Source organism: Micromonospora sp. NPDC093243, assembly GCF_044753725.1.
Classification (GTDB): domain Bacteria; phylum Actinomycetota; class Actinomycetes; order Mycobacteriales; family Micromonosporaceae; genus Micromonospora.
Genome location: NZ_JBIVNT010000019.1, coordinates 1 through 17,613, shown reverse-complemented (window position 1 = coordinate 17,613; position 17,613 = coordinate 1). Strand labels below are relative to the sequence as shown.

14 protein-coding genes and 4 pseudogenes are annotated in these 17,613 nt (G+C 67.3%); 12 read left to right on the top strand and 6 right to left on the bottom strand.

Annotation, left to right across the window (positions count from 1 at the left end):
• Positions 1-96 precede the first annotated feature (96 nt).
• Positions 97-504: pseudogene (locus ACIP9D_RS32635) on the bottom strand (transposase); the annotation flags it as partial.
• A gap of 247 nt (positions 505-751) precedes the next feature.
• On the opposite strand from ACIP9D_RS32635, the gene ACIP9D_RS32630 reads away from it, so the two are divergent.
• From ACIP9D_RS32630 to ACIP9D_RS32620, 3 genes are all read left to right on the top strand, one after another.
• Positions 752-901, top strand: a complete 150-nt coding sequence (locus ACIP9D_RS32630; protein ID WP_350877491.1) for a hypothetical protein — start codon at positions 752-754, stop codon at positions 899-901.
• Between the two features lie 96 nt (positions 902-997).
• Positions 998-1,570, top strand: a complete 573-nt coding sequence (locus tag ACIP9D_RS32625; RefSeq protein ID WP_350877488.1) for an RNA polymerase sigma factor — start codon at positions 998-1,000, stop codon at positions 1,568-1,570.
• A gap of 5 nt (positions 1,571-1,575) precedes the next feature.
• Positions 1,576-2,379 carry a hypothetical protein gene (locus tag ACIP9D_RS32620; protein ID WP_350877486.1) on the top strand — a complete coding sequence of 268 codons (804 nt, stop codon included), beginning with the start codon at positions 1,576-1,578 and terminating at the stop codon, positions 2,377-2,379.
• Between the two features lie 912 nt (positions 2,380-3,291).
• Here ACIP9D_RS32620 and ACIP9D_RS32615 read toward each other — a convergent pair.
• Positions 3,292-4,517: pseudogene (locus ACIP9D_RS32615) on the bottom strand (IS701 family transposase).
• Between the two features lie 50 nt (positions 4,518-4,567).
• A complete protein-coding gene (locus ACIP9D_RS32610) occupies positions 4,568-4,792 on the bottom strand; it encodes a hypothetical protein (protein ID WP_350877495.1) in 225 nt (74 codons plus the stop codon).
• 375 nt (positions 4,793-5,167) lie between these two features.
• Here ACIP9D_RS32610 and ACIP9D_RS32605 point away from each other — a divergent pair, with 375 nt between their 5' ends.
• The 3 genes and pseudogenes from ACIP9D_RS32605 to ACIP9D_RS32595 all read left to right on the top strand — a co-directional run bounded on the left by ACIP9D_RS32605 (position 5,168) and on the right by ACIP9D_RS32595 (position 8,749).
• Positions 5,168-7,138: a Xaa-Pro dipeptidyl-peptidase gene (locus ACIP9D_RS32605; RefSeq protein ID WP_350877484.1), complete on the top strand. Its 1,971-nt coding sequence runs from the start codon at positions 5,168-5,170 to the stop codon at positions 7,136-7,138.
• A 216-nt stretch (positions 7,139-7,354) separates the two neighbouring features.
• Positions 7,355-7,983 (top strand): annotated as a pseudogene (locus tag ACIP9D_RS32600) (transposase).
• Positions 7,922-8,749 carry an MOSC domain-containing protein gene (locus ACIP9D_RS32595; RefSeq protein ID WP_350877482.1) on the top strand — a complete coding sequence of 276 codons (828 nt, stop codon included), beginning with the start codon at positions 7,922-7,924 and terminating at the stop codon, positions 8,747-8,749. Before ACIP9D_RS32600 ends, ACIP9D_RS32595 begins: the two are co-directional and overlap by 62 nt.
• Positions 8,750-9,312: 563 nt before the next feature.
• Here ACIP9D_RS32595 and ACIP9D_RS32590 read toward each other — a convergent pair.
• The 3 genes from ACIP9D_RS32590 to ACIP9D_RS32580 all read right to left on the bottom strand — a co-directional run bounded on the left by ACIP9D_RS32590 (position 9,313) and on the right by ACIP9D_RS32580 (position 11,425).
• Positions 9,313-10,350 (bottom strand): IS110 family transposase, encoded by a 1,038-nt coding sequence (locus ACIP9D_RS32590; protein WP_350877481.1) that lies wholly within the window; start codon positions 10,348-10,350, stop codon positions 9,313-9,315.
• Between the two features lie 86 nt (positions 10,351-10,436).
• Positions 10,437-10,931: a transposase gene (locus ACIP9D_RS32585; protein ID WP_350877479.1), complete on the bottom strand. Its 495-nt coding sequence runs from the start codon at positions 10,929-10,931 to the stop codon at positions 10,437-10,439.
• A 47-nt stretch (positions 10,932-10,978) separates the two neighbouring features.
• The gene (locus ACIP9D_RS32580; protein WP_350877477.1) at positions 10,979-11,425 is read right to left on the bottom strand and encodes a transposase; all 447 of its coding nucleotides are present in this window, start codon (positions 11,423-11,425) and stop codon (positions 10,979-10,981) included.
• Positions 11,426-11,771: 346 nt separating this feature from the next.
• On the opposite strand from ACIP9D_RS32580, the gene ACIP9D_RS32575 reads away from it, so the two are divergent.
• The 6 genes and pseudogenes from ACIP9D_RS32575 (at position 11,772) to ACIP9D_RS32550 (ending at position 17,516) form a co-directional block, all read left to right on the top strand.
• Positions 11,772-13,049 carry an IS256 family transposase gene (locus ACIP9D_RS32575; protein ID WP_350877493.1) on the top strand — a complete coding sequence of 426 codons (1,278 nt, stop codon included), beginning with the start codon at positions 11,772-11,774 and terminating at the stop codon, positions 13,047-13,049.
• A 417-nt stretch (positions 13,050-13,466) separates the two neighbouring features.
• Positions 13,467-14,513, top strand: coding sequence for an FUSC family protein (locus ACIP9D_RS32570; RefSeq protein WP_350877475.1), 1,047 nt, complete (start codon positions 13,467-13,469; stop codon positions 14,511-14,513).
• Positions 14,514-14,681: 168 nt separating this feature from the next.
• Positions 14,682-14,993: a hypothetical protein gene (locus ACIP9D_RS32565; protein WP_350877473.1), complete on the top strand. Its 312-nt coding sequence runs from the start codon at positions 14,682-14,684 to the stop codon at positions 14,991-14,993.
• Between the two features lie 641 nt (positions 14,994-15,634).
• Positions 15,635-16,087: a hypothetical protein gene (locus ACIP9D_RS32560; protein ID WP_350877472.1), complete on the top strand. Its 453-nt coding sequence runs from the start codon at positions 15,635-15,637 to the stop codon at positions 16,085-16,087.
• A gap of 118 nt (positions 16,088-16,205) precedes the next feature.
• A pseudogene (locus ACIP9D_RS32555) lies at positions 16,206-16,559 on the top strand (transposase family protein); the annotation flags it as partial.
• Positions 16,560-17,252: 693 nt separating this feature from the next.
• On the top strand, positions 17,253-17,516 hold the full coding sequence (locus ACIP9D_RS32550; protein ID WP_350877470.1) for a hypothetical protein: 264 nt from the start codon (positions 17,253-17,255) through the stop codon (positions 17,514-17,516).
• The last annotated feature ends 97 nt before the right edge of the window (positions 17,517-17,613 follow it).

The window sequence follows — 17,613 nt, the reverse complement described above, 5'->3', positions numbered from 1 at the left end:
CCTCGGCGCCCTCGCCCTGGCCTACCCCGACCGCCTCGGCCCCTACCTGACCTGACAACCCATAGATCAACTTACACAGAAATCTTGACAGGCCCTCGGGGTGATCTGCAGGCCGTGCTGACGCAGCACGCGGCAGATCGGCTCGACCCCGCCGAAGCGGCCCCGATACTCGGCAACGAACCTCACGAGCGTGTCGTAGGCCGGTCGAGCTCGGCCGCGAAGAAAGCCGACGCGGCCTTCAAGATCTCATTCGCCCGGCGCGGCTCCGCGTTCTGCCGCCGCAGCCGCTTCAGCTCCGCCGACTCCTCCGATTGACCCCGGGCCGCTGCCCGTCATCGAACTGCGCCTGACGCACCCACTTTCGCAGCGTCTCGGCCGTGCCAATGCCCAGCATGGCGCCACGGCGGTGATAGCCGCCCAGTCCGACTCGTAGTTCGGCCGCAGCGCGACCATCCGCACCGCCCGCTCCCGCAGCTCCTGCGGATACGGCCTCGTTCCTGCCATCTCTCGATCCTTCCCAAGCGGGGAAGTCTCTACAAGAACCGGGGCGGTTCAGCCGACAAGCCGATCAGTGAACCGCAGCGTCAAACGCCGACCGGCTCCCGCCGCCCGCCGCCGGTGGCCACCCCGACGGGCACAGCCGGCCCTCTCCCGGCCAGCCACACCACACGCAACTTGGTTCGAAGAGATCGTCTACCTGCGGCAGAACCGCGGCGCCAACCACGCCCTACACACCATCGCGCTATGCCGCATGCGCTACGACCAACGCACCCAGATCTACCTGCAACGACACACCACAGAAGGCCTCAGCAAGCAGGAAATCCTCCGCTGCCTGAAGCGCTACAGCGTCCGCGACGTACATACCGCCCTACGCGCCGACTTCGCCGCCCTCACCCCTTGATTTCCGTAGGAGCATCGGGAGGGCGTCCGACGTCGTGGCTGCCGCTGGTGTTCGAAGAGATTGCAACATGTTCGCCCCAGCCGGCGATAGTGAGGTGTGACGACAGAGATACAACCGTCTGACCACGATCTGTGTTCGGCTATCGCAGCCGGCGACGAAATCGCCTTCGGCCGGCTTTTCGACCGGTATTACCGGGCGGTGTACAACCACGCGTTCCGGCTCACCGGCTCGTGGATCCTGGCGGAAGACGTTACGCAATCGACCTTCCTGGTTGCGTGGCGTAGGCGCGGAAAGGTGCGCCTGGTTGACGGGTTGGCGTTGCCTTGGCTGCTGGTGGTCGCTACCAATGCGACCCGTACTGAGTGGCGTTCGGCCCGGCGGTGGTTGGCAGCCCTGCGTAGGCTGCCGCCGCAGCGGGAGGCTGACGTAGACCCGGCCAGCGACGTAGCCGCGCGGCTCGATGACGAGCGGCAGATGACCAAGATCCTTGCGGTGGTCCGCCGACTACCTCGCGCAGAACGCGAAGCGGTTGCCCTGTGCCTGTGGTCCGGTGTGCCGTACGGCGAGGCGGCGACAGTCCTCGGAATCAGCGAGGGCGCGGTCCGTTCGCGCGTGAGTCGCGCGAAGGCCCGGCTGGCTCGGATGATCACTGACGACAACAAGGAGTAAGCGCGATGAAAGACATTCTCGACGCGCCTATCGAGCGGGATCTGCCGCCCGGCAAGGCGACGCGCATGCGGGCGGATCTGATGACGTCGATCCACCGGCCGCGGCCCCGAACGGCCGTCCGACTCGGGATTGCCACCATGGCGGCGGCCGCAGCGGTGGTGACCGGCGTGGCGGTGGCACCAAACGGCGACGATGTGCAACAGCTGGCGATGGGTCCGGGCGAGCTCTCGCCGACGCTGCACCAGGCGATGGAGCAGTGCCTGTCGTGGAACGCGCAAACTGAGCGGCTTCCGGTGTCGTTGGACCAGCTAGCCGTGGCCGCTGAACAGCACCACCGTGCCGTGGCGCTGTTCATGACGGAGACCGGGTACCTCACCTGTGATGTCTCCATGTCGCCAGGTGAGGAGATCAGTGGGGGTATCACGGGGGCAAGCGACTGGCCACAACGGGACTGGTTGCCCGGCCCGGTCCAGCGACTCCTACTGACGTCGACCGAGATCGAAGGCGGTGACGTCGCCGTGACCGGCCGGGTCAGCGCTCGGGTGCATCGGCTGCTACTCGAACACGGCGACGGGCACACGACCGCGGCGCGGCTAAATGACGGCGTGTTCGGCCTGCTCACCGAGGACGCCAGCGTCAACGAGGACGCTGAGCTGGTCAGCTATGACGCAACAGGAACTGAAGTCGACCGCCGTCTGCTGTTTCGTCCGTCCGACGAATTCGACACCTGCTACGCCGACTCATCCGGCAACGTTGTCTACGGCAAGAGAGGCAGCGATTGCCTACCCGCCGAGCGCTGGAATCGATAGGCAAGCGGCCTGCAATAACGGCCCGGGCCGGCGGCTCAGGCCGCAGCATGCTGGCGACCCCCGGCCGGCATCGGCCGGGCCGGCCGCGCGAGGTGTAGCGCGAGCTGGGTGACGAAGCGGGTGACAACGGGTGCGTCCAACGACGGACACTCCCGGACTTTGGCGGACTGTTTCCCCAGCCCAGAGGAAATGTGGTGGTAGGCCACAGCCGCGTAATCCTACTTTCACACCGAATAGATCACTGGTTCGATCCCAGTATCGCCCACCATCTGTACCCGCAGGTCGGAAGCTCGTTGCCGGAGTGTCCGGTAACGAGCTTCTTGCTTATGGCCCTTACTAGGGGGCAGTTTGGGAGCAGTGGACGGCTGTATGCCTAATGGCTCCGTTGGGCCTTATGCCGCTCGTCTGGGCGGGCACCACCGTGGTGGCGGCCCGTATTTGGATCGCTGGCGCCGGCTGGCTCATGCGGGATCAACTTCTCCGCTCAATCGGGCTGGTCATGAGGGCAGGGCGTGCCCGTGGGGCGACCACTTTAGACCTGGCGGTATGGCGGTCCGGTTCCGGGGTCGGGGGCGGTCGTGCTCGAGACCGAGTGGCGTTGCAGCGCCCGCGGGTGGTGTCCGCCCCTCCGCGCCCCTGATGTTTGTGGCTATGTCGACGCCGGGATTCGAACATCGTTCCGTCGAACGTATGTACTATGCCGTGGTGGTGCACGTGAGGGGGCGGAGACAACCCCTGAGCACCCGGACTGCCGGGATTGGACTGTCACCGGCGCAGCCCGACTAGTAGTGCTTTGTTAGGTTCGGTGACGTTTGTTGCGGTGTAGCGGTTTCACGGGTTGGTGGCAGGTGAGGCAGGCGCCGGTCCAGGTCGCGAGGAGTCGTTGCAGGTCGCGGATGATCGTGTAGAGGGTCAGGCCGGCGCAGCCGCTTTTGGGTCCAGGCGTAGTTCTGTGAGGAACAGGTGCGCGGCGGTGACGAGGGTGACGTGGCGGTGTCTGCCGGTGAAGGAGCGGCCTTCGAAGTGGTCCAGGCCGAGGCCGGTCTTCAGTTCGCGGTAGTCGTGTTCGATCCGCCAGCGGATCTTGCCGTAGCGGACCAGGTCGGGGTGGCTGGTGGTGGCGGGCAGGCTGGACAGCCAGTACTTGACCGGCTCGGCCTGGTCGTCGGGCCATTGGGCGATCAGCCACCGTTCGGGCAGGGTGCCGTCGGTGTCCCGGGCGACGCGGTGCCCGGCCGGACGCACTCGTAAATAGATGAACTGGGAGCTCATCGTGCCTTTCGAGCCTTCGCGCCAGGTGATCGTCTCTGCGGCGTCAGGTCCGGCGGCGCGGACGTGTTCGACCAGGCTGAGCGCTGTCTTCGGGTAGCGCGGGTCGGTGCGGGTCGGTGGGCGGCCCCGCCCGGACCAGACCCGCTCGACTGGTTGCACGTCTGGCTGGTGCGCGAGGGCGTCGCCTTTGACCGGCATGATGTAGCCGATCCCGCGCTGGTCCAGAGCCTTGCGGAACTGGCTGTTGTCGCCGTAGCCGGCGTCGGCGGCCAGCAGCGGTGGACGCAGTCCGTGTCCGGCCAGTTCGTCGAGCATCTCCACCACCAGCGACCACTTCGGCCGATGACGCTCCTGCTCAGGTATCCCGCACCTCGCCCGGCGGGCGGCCACCCCGCGGCTGTCAGCCCCGTCAACGCTCTGCTCGTCCCACGACGTCGGCAGATACAATGCCAGTTCAGAGGGCACGAGGCGTGTCGGTCACGACGTGGACACTCACCCCGATCTGGCAGTTCGCCACCTTGCCGAGGGTGCCGGAGTACTGCCTGGCCACGCCCGGCGAGCCCTTGCCGTCCTTCGGGGAACCGGTGTCGTCGACCACCCGCGCCACCGGCTCGACCACGTCCAGGGCTCGTCGGGCCAGCCGCATCCGCACCGCCGTGGTGTCCCACGTCGAGGTCGTCACGAACTTGATCCACTCCCAGCCGCTGCGCCGTCGGCTGCATCGACTTGCGCCGCCCGTCCAGCAGCAGTCCCCGCAGATACGACTCACCCTTCGTCCGCTGATCCGACCTCACCAGCGGGGTGAAGACGTCCGCGGCGAACGCCTCAAGCCGTTGCCGCACAACGGAAAGCTCGTCAGGGGTCACCGCAACGTCCAACTACCCCAAACGACTCCGACGACCCGCGACACGCCGACCTAACTAAGCACTATTAGGCCGGACAGCAGGTCGCTCAGAGCTTCCTCGGTGCCGAGCGCCTCCTGGCGTTCGTGGAAGCCCCGCAGGTTCAGGTGGAGCTGACCGTCCGGGAACCGATCGACGACCCGGTGGGCGCATCGCACTGCCAGCGCCGTCTTGCCGACGCCGGCAGTGCCCGTCACCACGACGACCGCCGGCCGGTCCGCTGGGATCATCACCCGCATCGATGGCAGCTGTCTGGTTCAGATGCCTGCGCCGTCCACACTCGGCTCGGCCACGACGGACGGCAATTGGTCGGCCAAATGCGCGGCACCGAGCACACCGACCTCTTCCCGGTCAAGAGGACGAACGCCGTGGCCCAAGATCGCTGCATCAACGCTCGATGGGTCGCACCGACCTTGAGCCGTTGTTCAGACATCGACAAACTGCTAATGTTGGCTGACCGACCGGACGGTCGCCACGTGGATGAGGCGCCTGCATCCGCGCTATTGGTGCATCGCCACATCGAAGAAGGGGTGACCCCCATCTGGCCCGGCCGGTCATAGCCGGCTGGTGGTCACAATTCCTATTCACCCATCAGACTATGAGGATGGTGCGAGTTGTCGTCGTTATTAAGGCAGCATCGGGGGAGGGCAGGGAAACTTGCCTCTGCAGTCGTCCTGGCCACCGTGACCTTTGCGGTCGTGCCGGGAACCGCGACCGCGCACCCGGCCTCTGCGGCGCCGTTTGTCCAGGCCGACCAGACCGTCCCGGTCTACTCGTACGTAAACGCGATCCGGGAGAGCGTCTACGTCGACTCGCCGGTCAGCAGCGGTGAGGGTGTGAACGACCGGATTGCGGTCGACATCATCCGGCCCCGCGAGGCAGCTGCGGCCGGTGTGAAGGTGCCGGTCATCATGGTCGCCTCGCCGTACTACAAGAGCATCGGTCGAGGACTCGAGAGCGAGATCAAGACCTACGATTCGACGGGTACGGCGAACGGGTTCCCGCTGTACTACGACAACTACTTCGTGCCGCGTGGATACGCGATCGCGCTGGTCGATGTCGCGGGCACGAACCGCTCGACGGGCTGCAACGACATCAGCGGGCCGGCCGAGATCGGGAGCGCCAAGGCGGCCATCGACTGGCTGAACGGCCGGGTCGGCGCGAGCGCGGCCGACGGACGGCGGGTCGTCGCGGACTGGTCGACCGGCAAGGTCGGCATGATCGGCAAGTCCTGGGACGGCACCATTGCCAACGGGGTCGCCGCGACCGGCGTCGACGGGCTGGCCACCATCGTGCCGATCGCCGCGATCTCGAGCTGGTACGACTACATGCGGTTCAACGGGGTGCTGCGTGGCCCCGACGGCGTGCCCTGGCACCACGACTTCGTCACCGGCCGCCCCGACGGGGTCTGCGACGCGATGGTCGCGCAAATGGCCGCCAATGCCGGCGAGGACACCGGAAACTACACCGACTTCTGGGCGCAGCGGGACTTCACCCGGCAGGCCTCGAACGTCCGGGCCAGCGTGTTCGCCGTGCACGGGTTGAACGACCTCAACGTGACGAGTTCACAGTTCGGCGACTGGTGGACGGCGCTGGGCGCCCGCAACGTGCCCCGCAAGGTGTGGCTGTCCCAGACGGGTCACGTCGACCCGTTCGATTTCCGTCGCACGGAGTGGGTCAACACGCTGCACCAGTGGTTCGACTTCTGGCTGCAGGGCCTGGACAACGGCATCATGGGTCAGCCGGCGGTGTCGATCGAGCGCGATCCGAGCCAGTGGGTCCAGGAGCGGTCCTGGCCACCGGCGGGCACCCGGATCACCGCGCTGCGGCTCGGCAACGGTGACGGCACCACCGGGGTGCTCGGTGCCCCCCAGGCCGACACCACGATCAAGACCTTCACCGACGTTCCGACGTTGAACGAGGTCAACGCGGTAGGCGCGCCCAAGACGACCCGCGATGGCCGGCTGGTCTTCCTGACCAAGCCGCTCACCGCAGACCTGCGGTTCGCCGGCAAGCCGACGGTGACACTGAGCGTGCAGGTCGACCGGCCGACCACCACGCTGACCGCTCGGCTGGTCGACTACGGCCTGGCGCAGCGGGTCGACCACATGTCAACCGGTGAGGGCATCCGGGTGCTGACGACCGAGTCCTGCTTCGGTGAGTCGAGCCCGACCGACAACGGGTGCTACAAAGAGACGGCACAGACCGTGGTGAACAAGGACGTCAGCGTGCTGACCAGGGGCTGGCTGGATGCCGCCCACTACGGTTCGCTGCGGTCGAACACCCCGTTGCAGCCCGGCAGGTGGTACATGATGACGGTCCCGCTGCAGTCCTACGACGCGGTGCTGAAGCCGGGGCACATCCTGGGCCTGGTGCTGACCCAGAGCGATCTGGAGCAGACCTACCCGACGCCAACCGGTGCCACGGTCCGTATCGACCTGACCAAGAGCCAGCTGAACCTTCCGATCGCGGCCGGTTCGGTGCCACCGGCCGTCGGGGCGCCGACGGATGTCCCGACGACGGACAACGCCGTGGCGCCGCGGGCGCAGGGCGGATCGGTGACGGGCTGGAAGTCGTACCACTGACGCGCTGACCGAACCGAGGCCCCGCGGCACGTCGGCGGATTTCAGGGGTCGTTGCAACACCGCTGTTAGTGGTTGGTGCCGAGGAGAGTAGCGAAGCGCTCGGCTGGGGTGGCCCAGCCGAGCGCTTTGCGTGGGCGGCGGTTGAGTTCGGCGGCGACGGCTTGGAGGGGGACTGTAAGACGAACGGTGTAACTCCTGATCAAGGAGCAGCACCTGATGTCCGAATCGATGGCCGCCGTGAATACTGCCGCGGTGGCGAAGAACGTGCCGGGACGGCCGGCGGAGGGTGTCGACGCGGAGCTGGTCGCCCAGCTCGTGGAGCAGGCCCGCGCGGCGGGTCTGCAGCTGACCGGGGACGGTGGGCTGTTGCAGCAGCTCACGAAGCGGGTCCTGGAATCAGCGCTCGAGGGTAAGATCACCGACCACCTAGGCTATGACAAGGGCGACCCGGCGGGCAAGAACGGCGGGAACTCCCGCAACGGTGTGCGGGCCAAGACGGTGCTGACCGACGTCGGCCCGGTCGAGATCGACGTGCCTCGCGACCGCGACGGGTCGTTCACGCCGCAGATCGTCCCCAAGCGGCAGCGGCGATTGTCCGGTGTGGACGACATGGTCATCTCGCTGTCGGCCAAGGGCCTGACCACCGGGAGATCCAGGCCCACCTGGCCGAGATGTATGGCGCCGAGGTGTCGCGGCAGACCATCTCGACGATCACCGACAAGGTCGTCGAAGGCATGACCGAGCGGCAGAACCGGCCCCTCGGCTCGATCCCCATGGTGCAAGATGATCGACATGCAGAAGGTTGTCGCGCTCCTCCGTTATCCGCTGAAGAGCGCGCAAGGTGAGACCCTCAAGGTAGCGGCTGTGGAGCACGGTGGTCTCCGTGGGGACAGAGCCTGGGCATGCCTCGATGGCCGTGACGGGACAGTGGGTAGCGCCAAACATCCCCGAAGGTGGGGGCGCCTGCTTGATGTTGGCACGAGCCTGCGCGATGACGCCGGTGAGCCGATGTTGGTGCTGCGTGTCGACGGAAGGAACGTGCTCGCCGGCACCCCAGAGGCGGACGCCGTGCTTAGCCGCTACCTGGGCCGGGTGGTACATCTCAGTCAGGACGTACCGGCTGACGCCAAACTCCACCGGCAACTGCCCGACGAGGCCGGCATGGTGCCCGGATGGATGGAGGCAGTCGGTGCGGGTCAGGAAATCGTTACCGCGATCGCGGGACCTCGCCGCGTTGGCCGCCTGGTCGACTTCGGGGCCGTCCACATCGTGACCACCGGCGCGCTGTCCATGCTGGGCCAGCAGATGGGTCGCGTGGATGTCGCCGCAGCGCGGTTCCGTCCGAACCTCGTCATCGACGCGGAGCGCGACCCTGAACCGGGCCAGGAACTGCAACTGGGCGACGTAGTTCTCCGGGTGATCGTGCCAACTCCGCGGTGCGTGGTACCCGGGCTGAGCCAGGGCGAGCTACCTGCCGACCGGACGATTCTCGGCGCCCTTGCCCAGCATCATCGAATCTCTGTACTCGGACTCGGCCGCGCTGCCTGCTTCGGGACCTACGCAGAGGTCGTACAGCCAGGCCAGCTTCGACTCGAACAGCGCGTTCGCTGAGAGCCTGTTGTGTCCTACTAAACATCCTCTACCCGGCTACTTGTTTCATTGACATGCGACCGTGGCCCGGCCAGGCCTCGGCCGAGGCGCCCGGGCTGTCGCTCACTTTTCGGCTGCCCACGCTGGTGGGACTGTGGATCTGACGGCACCTCTCTGTGTCATCCATGAAGGAGCGGGGCCGGTCAAGGTTGGGATTTTGAACCGTTGACGTTGTTTTGCCCGTCTCCCGGCATGGTTCTCGGGCAGGCGTGTGTGCGGCGCCGGGGTCAGGGCTGGGCCGCAGGCCCACCCTCTAGGGCTTGGCCTTGACGCCGGCGCCGTGGGCGCCATCGTGGTGATGCCGGAAGTCGGTGTTGTGGGTGTGGTCGCGTCGCCAGGTTCCGACTGCTGTCGGTGGGGGCAGGCCGGGTTCGGCTGCCGGTCATCCATTCGCCCCGCCTGGGTTGGGGGGCATGGTGGTGTGCGGCCGTGACCGGACGGGGTCAATCAAGCGGGCGGCCTCGCCGTCGGCCGACGGGGGTCAGACACAGAACGGCCGCGCGTCCGGTCACGTCCGAACCTGCTCACGCCGCCGCCCGGGCCGGGGCGAGGGCGCGGATGTGCCCGTCGCGTAGGCCGTAGTAGACGAGGGTGAGCAGTTTGCGGGCCACCGCGACGGTGGCGATGTTGCGTCCGCGGCGTTCGGCGATGCGGGCGCGGGCGCCGGTCAGCCAGCCGGCGGTGTGCGGGACGCCGTGGGCGGCCTCGACTGCGGCCCACCGCACCAGCCCGGAGCCCTGCTTTGTGATCCGGCCCCGGTGCACGACGAGGTCGGACTCGCGGTGCCGTGGGGTCAGTCCGGCCCACGAGGTCAGCTGCGCCGGGCCGGGGAACCGGTCGACCTCGCCGATCTCCGCCACGAACACCGCCGCCAGGACCGGTCCGACACCGGGGATGGCCTGGATCGCCGTGTAGCCGCGATGTCCGGCGAGTCTGGCCCGGATCGGCCCGGCGACCGCGTCGATCTCGAAATCGACCGCGTCGATCAGCCGGCACAGCGAGGACACTCGCCCTCGATACGCCCCGTCCAGCGGTGCCCGGGCGAGTAGTTCCCGCCCGCCCACGCGGAACAGATCCGAGACAGGGATGTGCACGCCCTGTTTGGCCAGCACCGCGTGCACCGACGCTTTCAGGCCGCTGCGCCAGGCGACCAGCTTGGCGCGATACCGCACCAGCTCCCGCAACTCGCGCACCGCCGGCGGGGCCACATACAACTCCGGCAGCCTGCCCATGCGCAGCAGATCCGCCAGGTCAGCGGCGTCGCGGGCGTCGTTCTTCACCCGCCGGTAGGCGAACCCCTTCACCCCCAACGGATGCGCCAAATGCACCCGGGCGCCGGCTGCGGTCAGCACGTCCACCGCCCAGTACCAGCCGTAGGTGGCCTCCAGGACCACCTCCGGGTCCGGGCCGGCCTTAACGATCTCCAACCCGAGCGCGACCGGGTCGTTGTCGATCCGCACCGTGTCGAGCTTTTCGCCCGCCTCGGTCATCCGCACGATCACCGACCGGCGCCGGTGCAGATCGATACCCACGATCTGCCGGCCGTCGTACTCTGCCTGCATGAGGGGCCTCCTTCGTCGTGAGACGTGAGCACCCCGAGCATCCCGCCCGGGACCCACGAGGAGCGAGGCCCCGCTCCTTCATGCCATCAAGGCGTTGGCAGCAGAGAGGTCTCCGTATCTTTGATCATGGCTCGGTAGACGACGTCCGCGAGGCGGCGTTTCAGGCAGCGCATAGCTTCTTTGTGGGTTTTGCCGGCGGCTCGTTTGCGCTGGTAGTAGTCCCGGCCGGGGGTCGCTCGTTTGATCTGGGCCATGGCCATGACATGCAGCGCATAGTTGAGCTGCCGGTCGCCGGCACGCGAGAGGCGATGCCGTTGGATGCCGCCGGAAGACACTTCTATCGGCGCAACGCCGCAGTACGAGGCGAACGCAGACTCCGACCGGAACCTGTTGACGGAGCCGGCGCGGACCAGGACTTTCGCGGCGAGGACGTAGCCGATGCCGTGCAGATCGGTCAGGGTGGTGCCTGAGGCTGCGACGGCGGCGGACAGGGTCGCTGTTGCCTCGGCGATGCGCCCATCGAGGCGGCGCACCTCGCTGAGCAGGTCCACGGCCACCTGGCGCAAGGTGCGGGCCAGCACGGCCCGAGGGCGGATGCTGCGTAGGGCGGTGGCTGCTGTCTCGGCGGTCAGTCGGCGGGGCATGCCGGCGGGGATGAGCTGGGCGAGCAGCGCATGCAGCCGGTTGATGGTCTGAGTTCGAGTGCGACCAGGTCATCGCGGTGTTCGGTAAGGCACCGCAGGGTGGCAATCGCTTCGTCGATGACGGCGGTGTTGAGTCGGGTGGCGGTGTGTGCGGCGATTCCGACCGACAGGGCGTCGGCCTGATCGCTTTTGCGGCCATGCCCGGTCGACAGCAGGCGGACGCGACGGGCAACCTTCGCGGGTACGTCGACCACATCGATGTGGTCGGCGGTCAGTCTGGCGGTCAGCGCGGCGCCGAGGCCGACTGCGCCTTCGACCGCCCAGGTCGCGTGCGGCCAGCGGCGGGCGAACCGGCGTAGTTGCCGGTAGCCGTCGCGGTTGACCTCGACCCGGATCGCGGTGAGGAGCTGGAGTCGGTTGTCGACCGCCACCGCAGTCCATGACGCCTTGTGGGGATCGACCGCGATGATGACCGGTGCGGATGCTGAGGGGGGCCGGGGGCACGGGTTCTCCTTGCAGGACGGGAAGAGGGATCCGGCGAGGAGGGCAGACCAACTTCAGGCTTAACAGACCTCTCTCGAGCCACTCTCGCCGGCGGTTGTGGCCGGGGCACAGGCCGTTAGGGGGCCAGCCCGTGGGCGGCAGGTGTTTCCCGAGCGACCCCGCCCACAACCTCGGAGATCATGGCTACAGACCCTGATCTCCGCCACCAATCCAACAAGTTGGTGTTTCCGGCCTGACCCGCCAGGCGTTGTGCCTGGTGAGAAGGGTGCCGTGATGACCGCGACACTGAACGACCAGACCGGACGCAAGAAGCGGCCCGAGCCGTCTGCGGAGGCGAAGGCCGCTGCCGAGCTGGTCCGGGCGGCCAAGGAGCAGGGGCTGTCGCTGACCGGGCCGGACGGGCTGCTCAAGCAGTTGACCAAGACGGTCCTGGAGGCGGCGTTGAACGAGGAGATGACCGAGCACCTCGGCTATGAAAAGCACGACCCGGCCGGTGCCGGGGCGGGCAACATCCGCAACGGCGCCCGGCCGAAGACGGTGTTGACCGACGCGTCGGGGCCGGTGCAGATCGATGTGCCGCGGGATCGGGCCGGCACGTTCACCCCGCAGATCGTGCGCAAGCGCCAACGGCGCCTGTCCGGGGTCGACGAGGTCGTGTTGTCCCTGTATGCCAAAGGGTTGACGACCGGAGAGATCTCGGCGCACTTCGCCGAGATCTACGGGGCTTCGGTGTCGAAGGAGACGATCTCGCGGATCACCGACAAGGTGATCGAGGAGATGACCGACTGGTCGCACCGGCCCTTGGACGAGATCTACGCGGCCGTGTTCATCGACGCCATCGTCGTCAAGGTCCGCGACGGGCAGGTCGCGAACCGGCCGTTCTACGCCGCGATCGGCGTCACCCTCGACGGGGACAAGGACATCCTCGGGCTGTGGGCCGGCACCGGTGGTGAGGGTGCCAAGTTCTGGATGAGCGTGCTGACCGACCTGCGCAACCGGGGCGTGAAGGACGTGTTCTTCCTCGTCTGCGACGGCCTCAAAGGCCTGCCAGAGGTGGTCACCAACGTATCGCCCCAGACCGTGGTGCAGACCTGCATCATCCATCTGATCCGCAACACGTTCCGCCTCACCTCACGGCGGTACTGGGACGAGCTGAAACGCGACATCAAGCCGATCTACACCGCCGTCAACGCCACCGCCGCCAGAGCCGCGTTCGACGACCTGGCCGACAAGTGGGGCGACCGGTATCCGGCGGTGATCCGGCTGTGGAACAACGCCTGGGCCGAGTTCATCCCGTTCCTCGACTACGACCTGGAGATCCGCACCGTCATCTGCTCCACCAACGCGATCGAGTCGCTCAACGCCCGCTACCGGCGGGCGGTCAAGGCCCGCGGCCACTTCCCGAACGAGCAGGCCGCGTTGAAGTGTCTGTACCTGGTGACCCGGCCCACCGGAGCAGGCAGAACCCGATGGACGATGCGCTGGAAACCCGCGTTGAACGCCTTCGCCATCACCTTCAGCGACCGCTTCCCGGCCGCTGAAACCTACTAACCAAGATCGCCGGAAACACCGTTAGCGAGACAGCCCCCCGCGGGGCACGGAGGACCTTTCGGCATCACGGGCGGTGGCACCGAGGGCGCGGCACATGCCCCCTGGCCGCGCTGTCACTCGCTGACAACCGTCAGGTGCGGCGGTTCGCTGCCGGTTTGGAAAAGAGTGACTGCCAGTTCCGCGGTTGCGTGTGACCCCCGTGGCACCGACGGTCAACGGGGGGCCTGACGCGTTGCTGGATCGGAATCATTCGGATCGGTTGGGGTAGTAGCCGCTGTGCTGGCAAGTCATGAACGTTTCCGACAAGCAGTCCGAGACCTTAGACAGGCCGAGGCCGGCCAGGAGCTAGCGCGAGCCGCTGCCCGACTGAGGCGATGGTTCAGGTTGACTGCAAGGGATCGGTTGCAGCGGGTCCGCGTGGGTGGCATCCTCGCGTTGCAGGCGGGGCTGGCGGCGACGCTGGCGTGGTTGGTAGCACATGAGCTGTTGCGCAATCCGGAGCCGGTGTTCGCTCCGACCGTGGCGGTCACCACGCTGGCGGCTTCGGTCGGTCAACGGGTACGGCGGATTGTCGAGTTGATCGTTGGGGTTGCTCTTGGCGTTGGCGTTGGTGACGCGTTGCTTGCGGGTGTGGGAACCGGGCCGTGGCAGCTCGGAACGGTCGTCGTGCTGTCGATTCTCGCAGCGCTCATCCTCGGCGGTGGCGCGGCGGTGGTCCTGCAAGCGGCGGCGACCGCGGTGTTGATCGCAACTCTCAGTCCGTCGACGCGGGACCTTGAGGTACCTCGGTTCGTCGACACGTTAGTCGGCGGCATCGTCGCGTTGGTTGTCACCTCTGTGTTGCTGCCGCTCAATCCCCTACGTGTGATCAACCAGGCTGCCGGCCCGGCGTTGGATATGCTGGCCGATCAGCTGACGAGCGCGGCGCAGGCGCTCAGGGACCGCAACGCCGGCCAGGCGCAGGCGGCACTGGACCGGCTGCGGAGGAACAAGGCCGAGGTGCAGGCGCTGACCGACGCAGCTCAAGGCGCGAAAGAGGCCACCACACTGTCGCCCATTTCGTGGCGGCGACGCCGGGGCATGCTTCGCCACTACGCGGCGTCGGCGGAGCCGATCGATCGCGCTATGCGTAACAGCGGAACCTTGATTCGTAGGGCTGTAACGTTGATCGAGGACCGTGAGCCAATCCCGGATGAAATGGTCAACGCGGTGGAACGCCTTAGCGAGTCAGTGCAGGCGCTCCGACAAGAATTCGCCAGCGGGAAGGACCCGCGCCGGGCGCGCGAGCAGCTCCAGGAGGCAATACGCGAGGCAGGCCGGGCTTACCGCAAGCAGGTTGGCTTTTCCGGCGGCGTGGTCATCGCTCAAGTCCGTACCGCCGCCAGTGACCTCATCGTTGCCTCAGGCTGCTCCCAGAACGAGGCAAACCAACTCGTACGTGAGGCGTTCGGAAAGGAGACGTGAGTCGTCGTTCGTCCTGGCCCAGATTCGGCCTCGAGACTGGCAGGGTGAGTTGATCCATCTGGCTGTGTTGCACTGGATGCAAGCATGATCGACTACCGCATGCAATCGTGTGGTCTGCTTGGCCGGTGAGGTCGCTGTCTCGTGTCCGGTCCTTGTCCCGGCCCCTGGATGGTCAGCGGGGACGATACCGCCGCCGCCATCGAATTCTACGTGCCGCAGGTCAGCCGCTTCGTCAGAAACGGCCGGGTCCTAGGGTTCAGCTACGGGCACCGGCTCCGCGGCGGCCGATCCGGCCATGACCAGCTGGTCGGAGTCGTGCAACGGCTACGCCACCAGCCCGGTACGCGTCAGGCGAACGGGGTGGTCTGGGAACCGGCCGACGCGGTGCGTGAACCCCTCGACATCCCCTGCACGATCGCGAGACCGGACAGGCAGTACACGAACTGCCTTGGCAATCGCGTCGTGATCTGGGAAACGTGAGCGTTTGGTTCGTGCGGCCGTGGTCGTGCGCTGACGGCCGAGCGGTTCAAGGGGGCGATCGGCCGGATCGGCTACGCCTTCAGGTCGGGCCTCGGCGTCCCCCCGGAAGTTGTTGAGAGCCGTTGCATCCCGTCGGGAGCGATGTCGCCGGCGGCCTCGGCGATCGTCCAGCTGTTCTTGCCCTCCGGCGGCGACAACAGCCCGACTAGGTATCCCCACGCCCGGCAGCGCGGTTCCACGTGTCCGAATCGGCGCGCGATGCGTGCCATCGCGTTCAGGTTGGAGGGTGACGTGGAACCCGGCCGTTCACAAGGTTGAGTGGTACGGCGCGAGCACTGGTGGCGAAGACGACCAGCGCCACGCGTCGGGCACGAGCACCTTCCGCGCTCCGTACACGACCACGCAGGTTACAGGATCGGCTGGCAGTACGCCCGCTTCTGCTGGCATGCCGTCTGTCCCCGCAGCCGTCTCATCGCCGTCGCGGGGCAGCAAAGCGGGATACTTGTTACATGCGCTTCCGTTTCATTTCGGTCGTCTTGGCTGGGCTGCTTTCCGCAGGGTGTTCGATTAGCTTCGGGCCGTCCGCCCCCGAACCGTCGGCGTCCTGGCCGCACCCACCTACCCTTGGGCAGCCTGTGGTGTTGGACGGTCGCGTGCCCGGTTGGGAAACCTCCGCCTGGCTCGCCGAGGACGTTTCTTGCGTACGCGCGGCCCGCGTGGGTGGCAAGCACGTCGAAGGCCAGGAAAACGAGTCCGTCGTCTGCGATCCGGCGCCAGCTGCCCTCAAGAGCAGCGGCCCACCGCTTCTACCCGCCAAACCGCTGCCTTACCTGCAGCCGTGGGACCCAGGGTCGGAGGAAGTCATCCTCGTCGGGTTCGTACGCGGTGCCATCGCCAGCGTCTCAGTGACCATGTTCGGCCAGACCGCAACGGCCACCGTCCACCCGCTGCCCGCCACCAGCGGTCGCCAAGTCGGCGCGTACGCGGTCTGGCTTCCCCGCAGCGGTGCCGAGCGCGAGGGGATGAACCTCTCCGACATCACCGCCGTCGTCGGCCGCGACACCGACGGTAACGTTGTTACGCGGCTGGACTGAGGTCAGTGGAGCGAGGCCGAAGGCCGACGCTTAGCGCGACACCTCTCCCGTCGGCAGCGGCACCGCCGATGGCCGTCGCGGGTCTTCAGCCACGGTTGCCACAGCCTCGGCGTGGCATCGAACGATTCGCGCCCTCGGCGATCCGCAACCCGGCAACCGCAACGACACCATCGTCTACCGCACCAGCGGCATCGATCAGAAGCTGGCCGGACGGCCAGTCATGGCCGACGGCGCCTACCGCGGCAACCCTGAAGTGATCACCCCGTACCGCAAGCCCGCCGCCGGCAGGGAACTACCCGACTGGAAGGCCAACCTGCACAAGCAGCACCGGACCGTCCGAGCCCAGGTCGAACACACCCTGGCCAGGATGAAGTGCTTCAAAATCCTGCGCGACTACCGCCGCGCCGCCCACACATTGACCGACGCAGCTTCCGGCATCGCCCATCTCCACAACATCATCCTCGCCGGCTGAACCACCAGCCCGGCTGGGGCAACACCTTCAGAAGGTTACGAGACGTCCTTTAGCGGGGATGTGGAGGAACTGTCGGTCGAACGCGGTATATGAGGTGGATCACGTCACCGTCTACCGGTGGGTACAACGGTTCACCCGCTGCTGGCCGACGCTGCCCGATTCCACCGCCCAACCAAACGGGTGCCGCGCGTCCTGCCCTGTTGCGCAAAGCAGGACGCCCGCGCCCCTCGCGTCTATGTACGACTTGATGGGTCAGCCCGGCGGCGGTGGCTATGTGTAAACGCGGTTTGGTGTTGGGCGGCAATCGCCGCAGGGGGTGCGACTCCGGTGCCCTGCTAGCGTTCGACGGGCTGAGGCGCGCAGCGACAGACTGAGGCCCTGGCAGGCGAGACTGGGCCTCGGGTGCATTCACCCCGACCGGTGGCTGCGGTCAGCACCGACGGCAGCAGCGGCCGCGTCATCACCGACGAGGACGCCCCGCTGACGGCGACCTGCGATCGTGAACGCGCTGGACTCGATTGCGGAGGAACCGCCTCCCGCCGTGCCACCCGCGACTGGTGACCGCCATCCGCGCGGTGCTGGTGTACCCGACCGACCGATCGGCTGCTGCTGCCGGGCGAGGTCGAGCCGCGGACCGTACCGGGTCGGGCGGGCCTGCTGGAGAACCTGCTCGACCATCGAACCGACCGGAAGGTGCCGCTGATCGCGTCGCTGGCCCGCACCGCGCAGTTCACGGCGCTGGCGCAGGCGATCCACGCCGCCCCGGTGCCGGCGCTGGTCGGCGGCGACCGGGTGGTGGCAGCGAGTGAGCCACCGGACCGGGTATTGACCATTCGGGGCATCGACGCCTCGCTGCGCCGGGCCGGCGCGACCGGGACGCTGTTGTCCGAACTGGACGTGCCCAGGGCGGTCAAGCCGCACCGGGCGACGGTGCAGGAGGAGCCAGGCGACGGGTGACTCCCCCCCGTTACCTTTTTGATCGTCCCCAGCCGGGGACCCTCGGTCGCTCGGCCCGGTATGACTTCCTGCCCCTGTCTTTCGGATGATCCGGGGG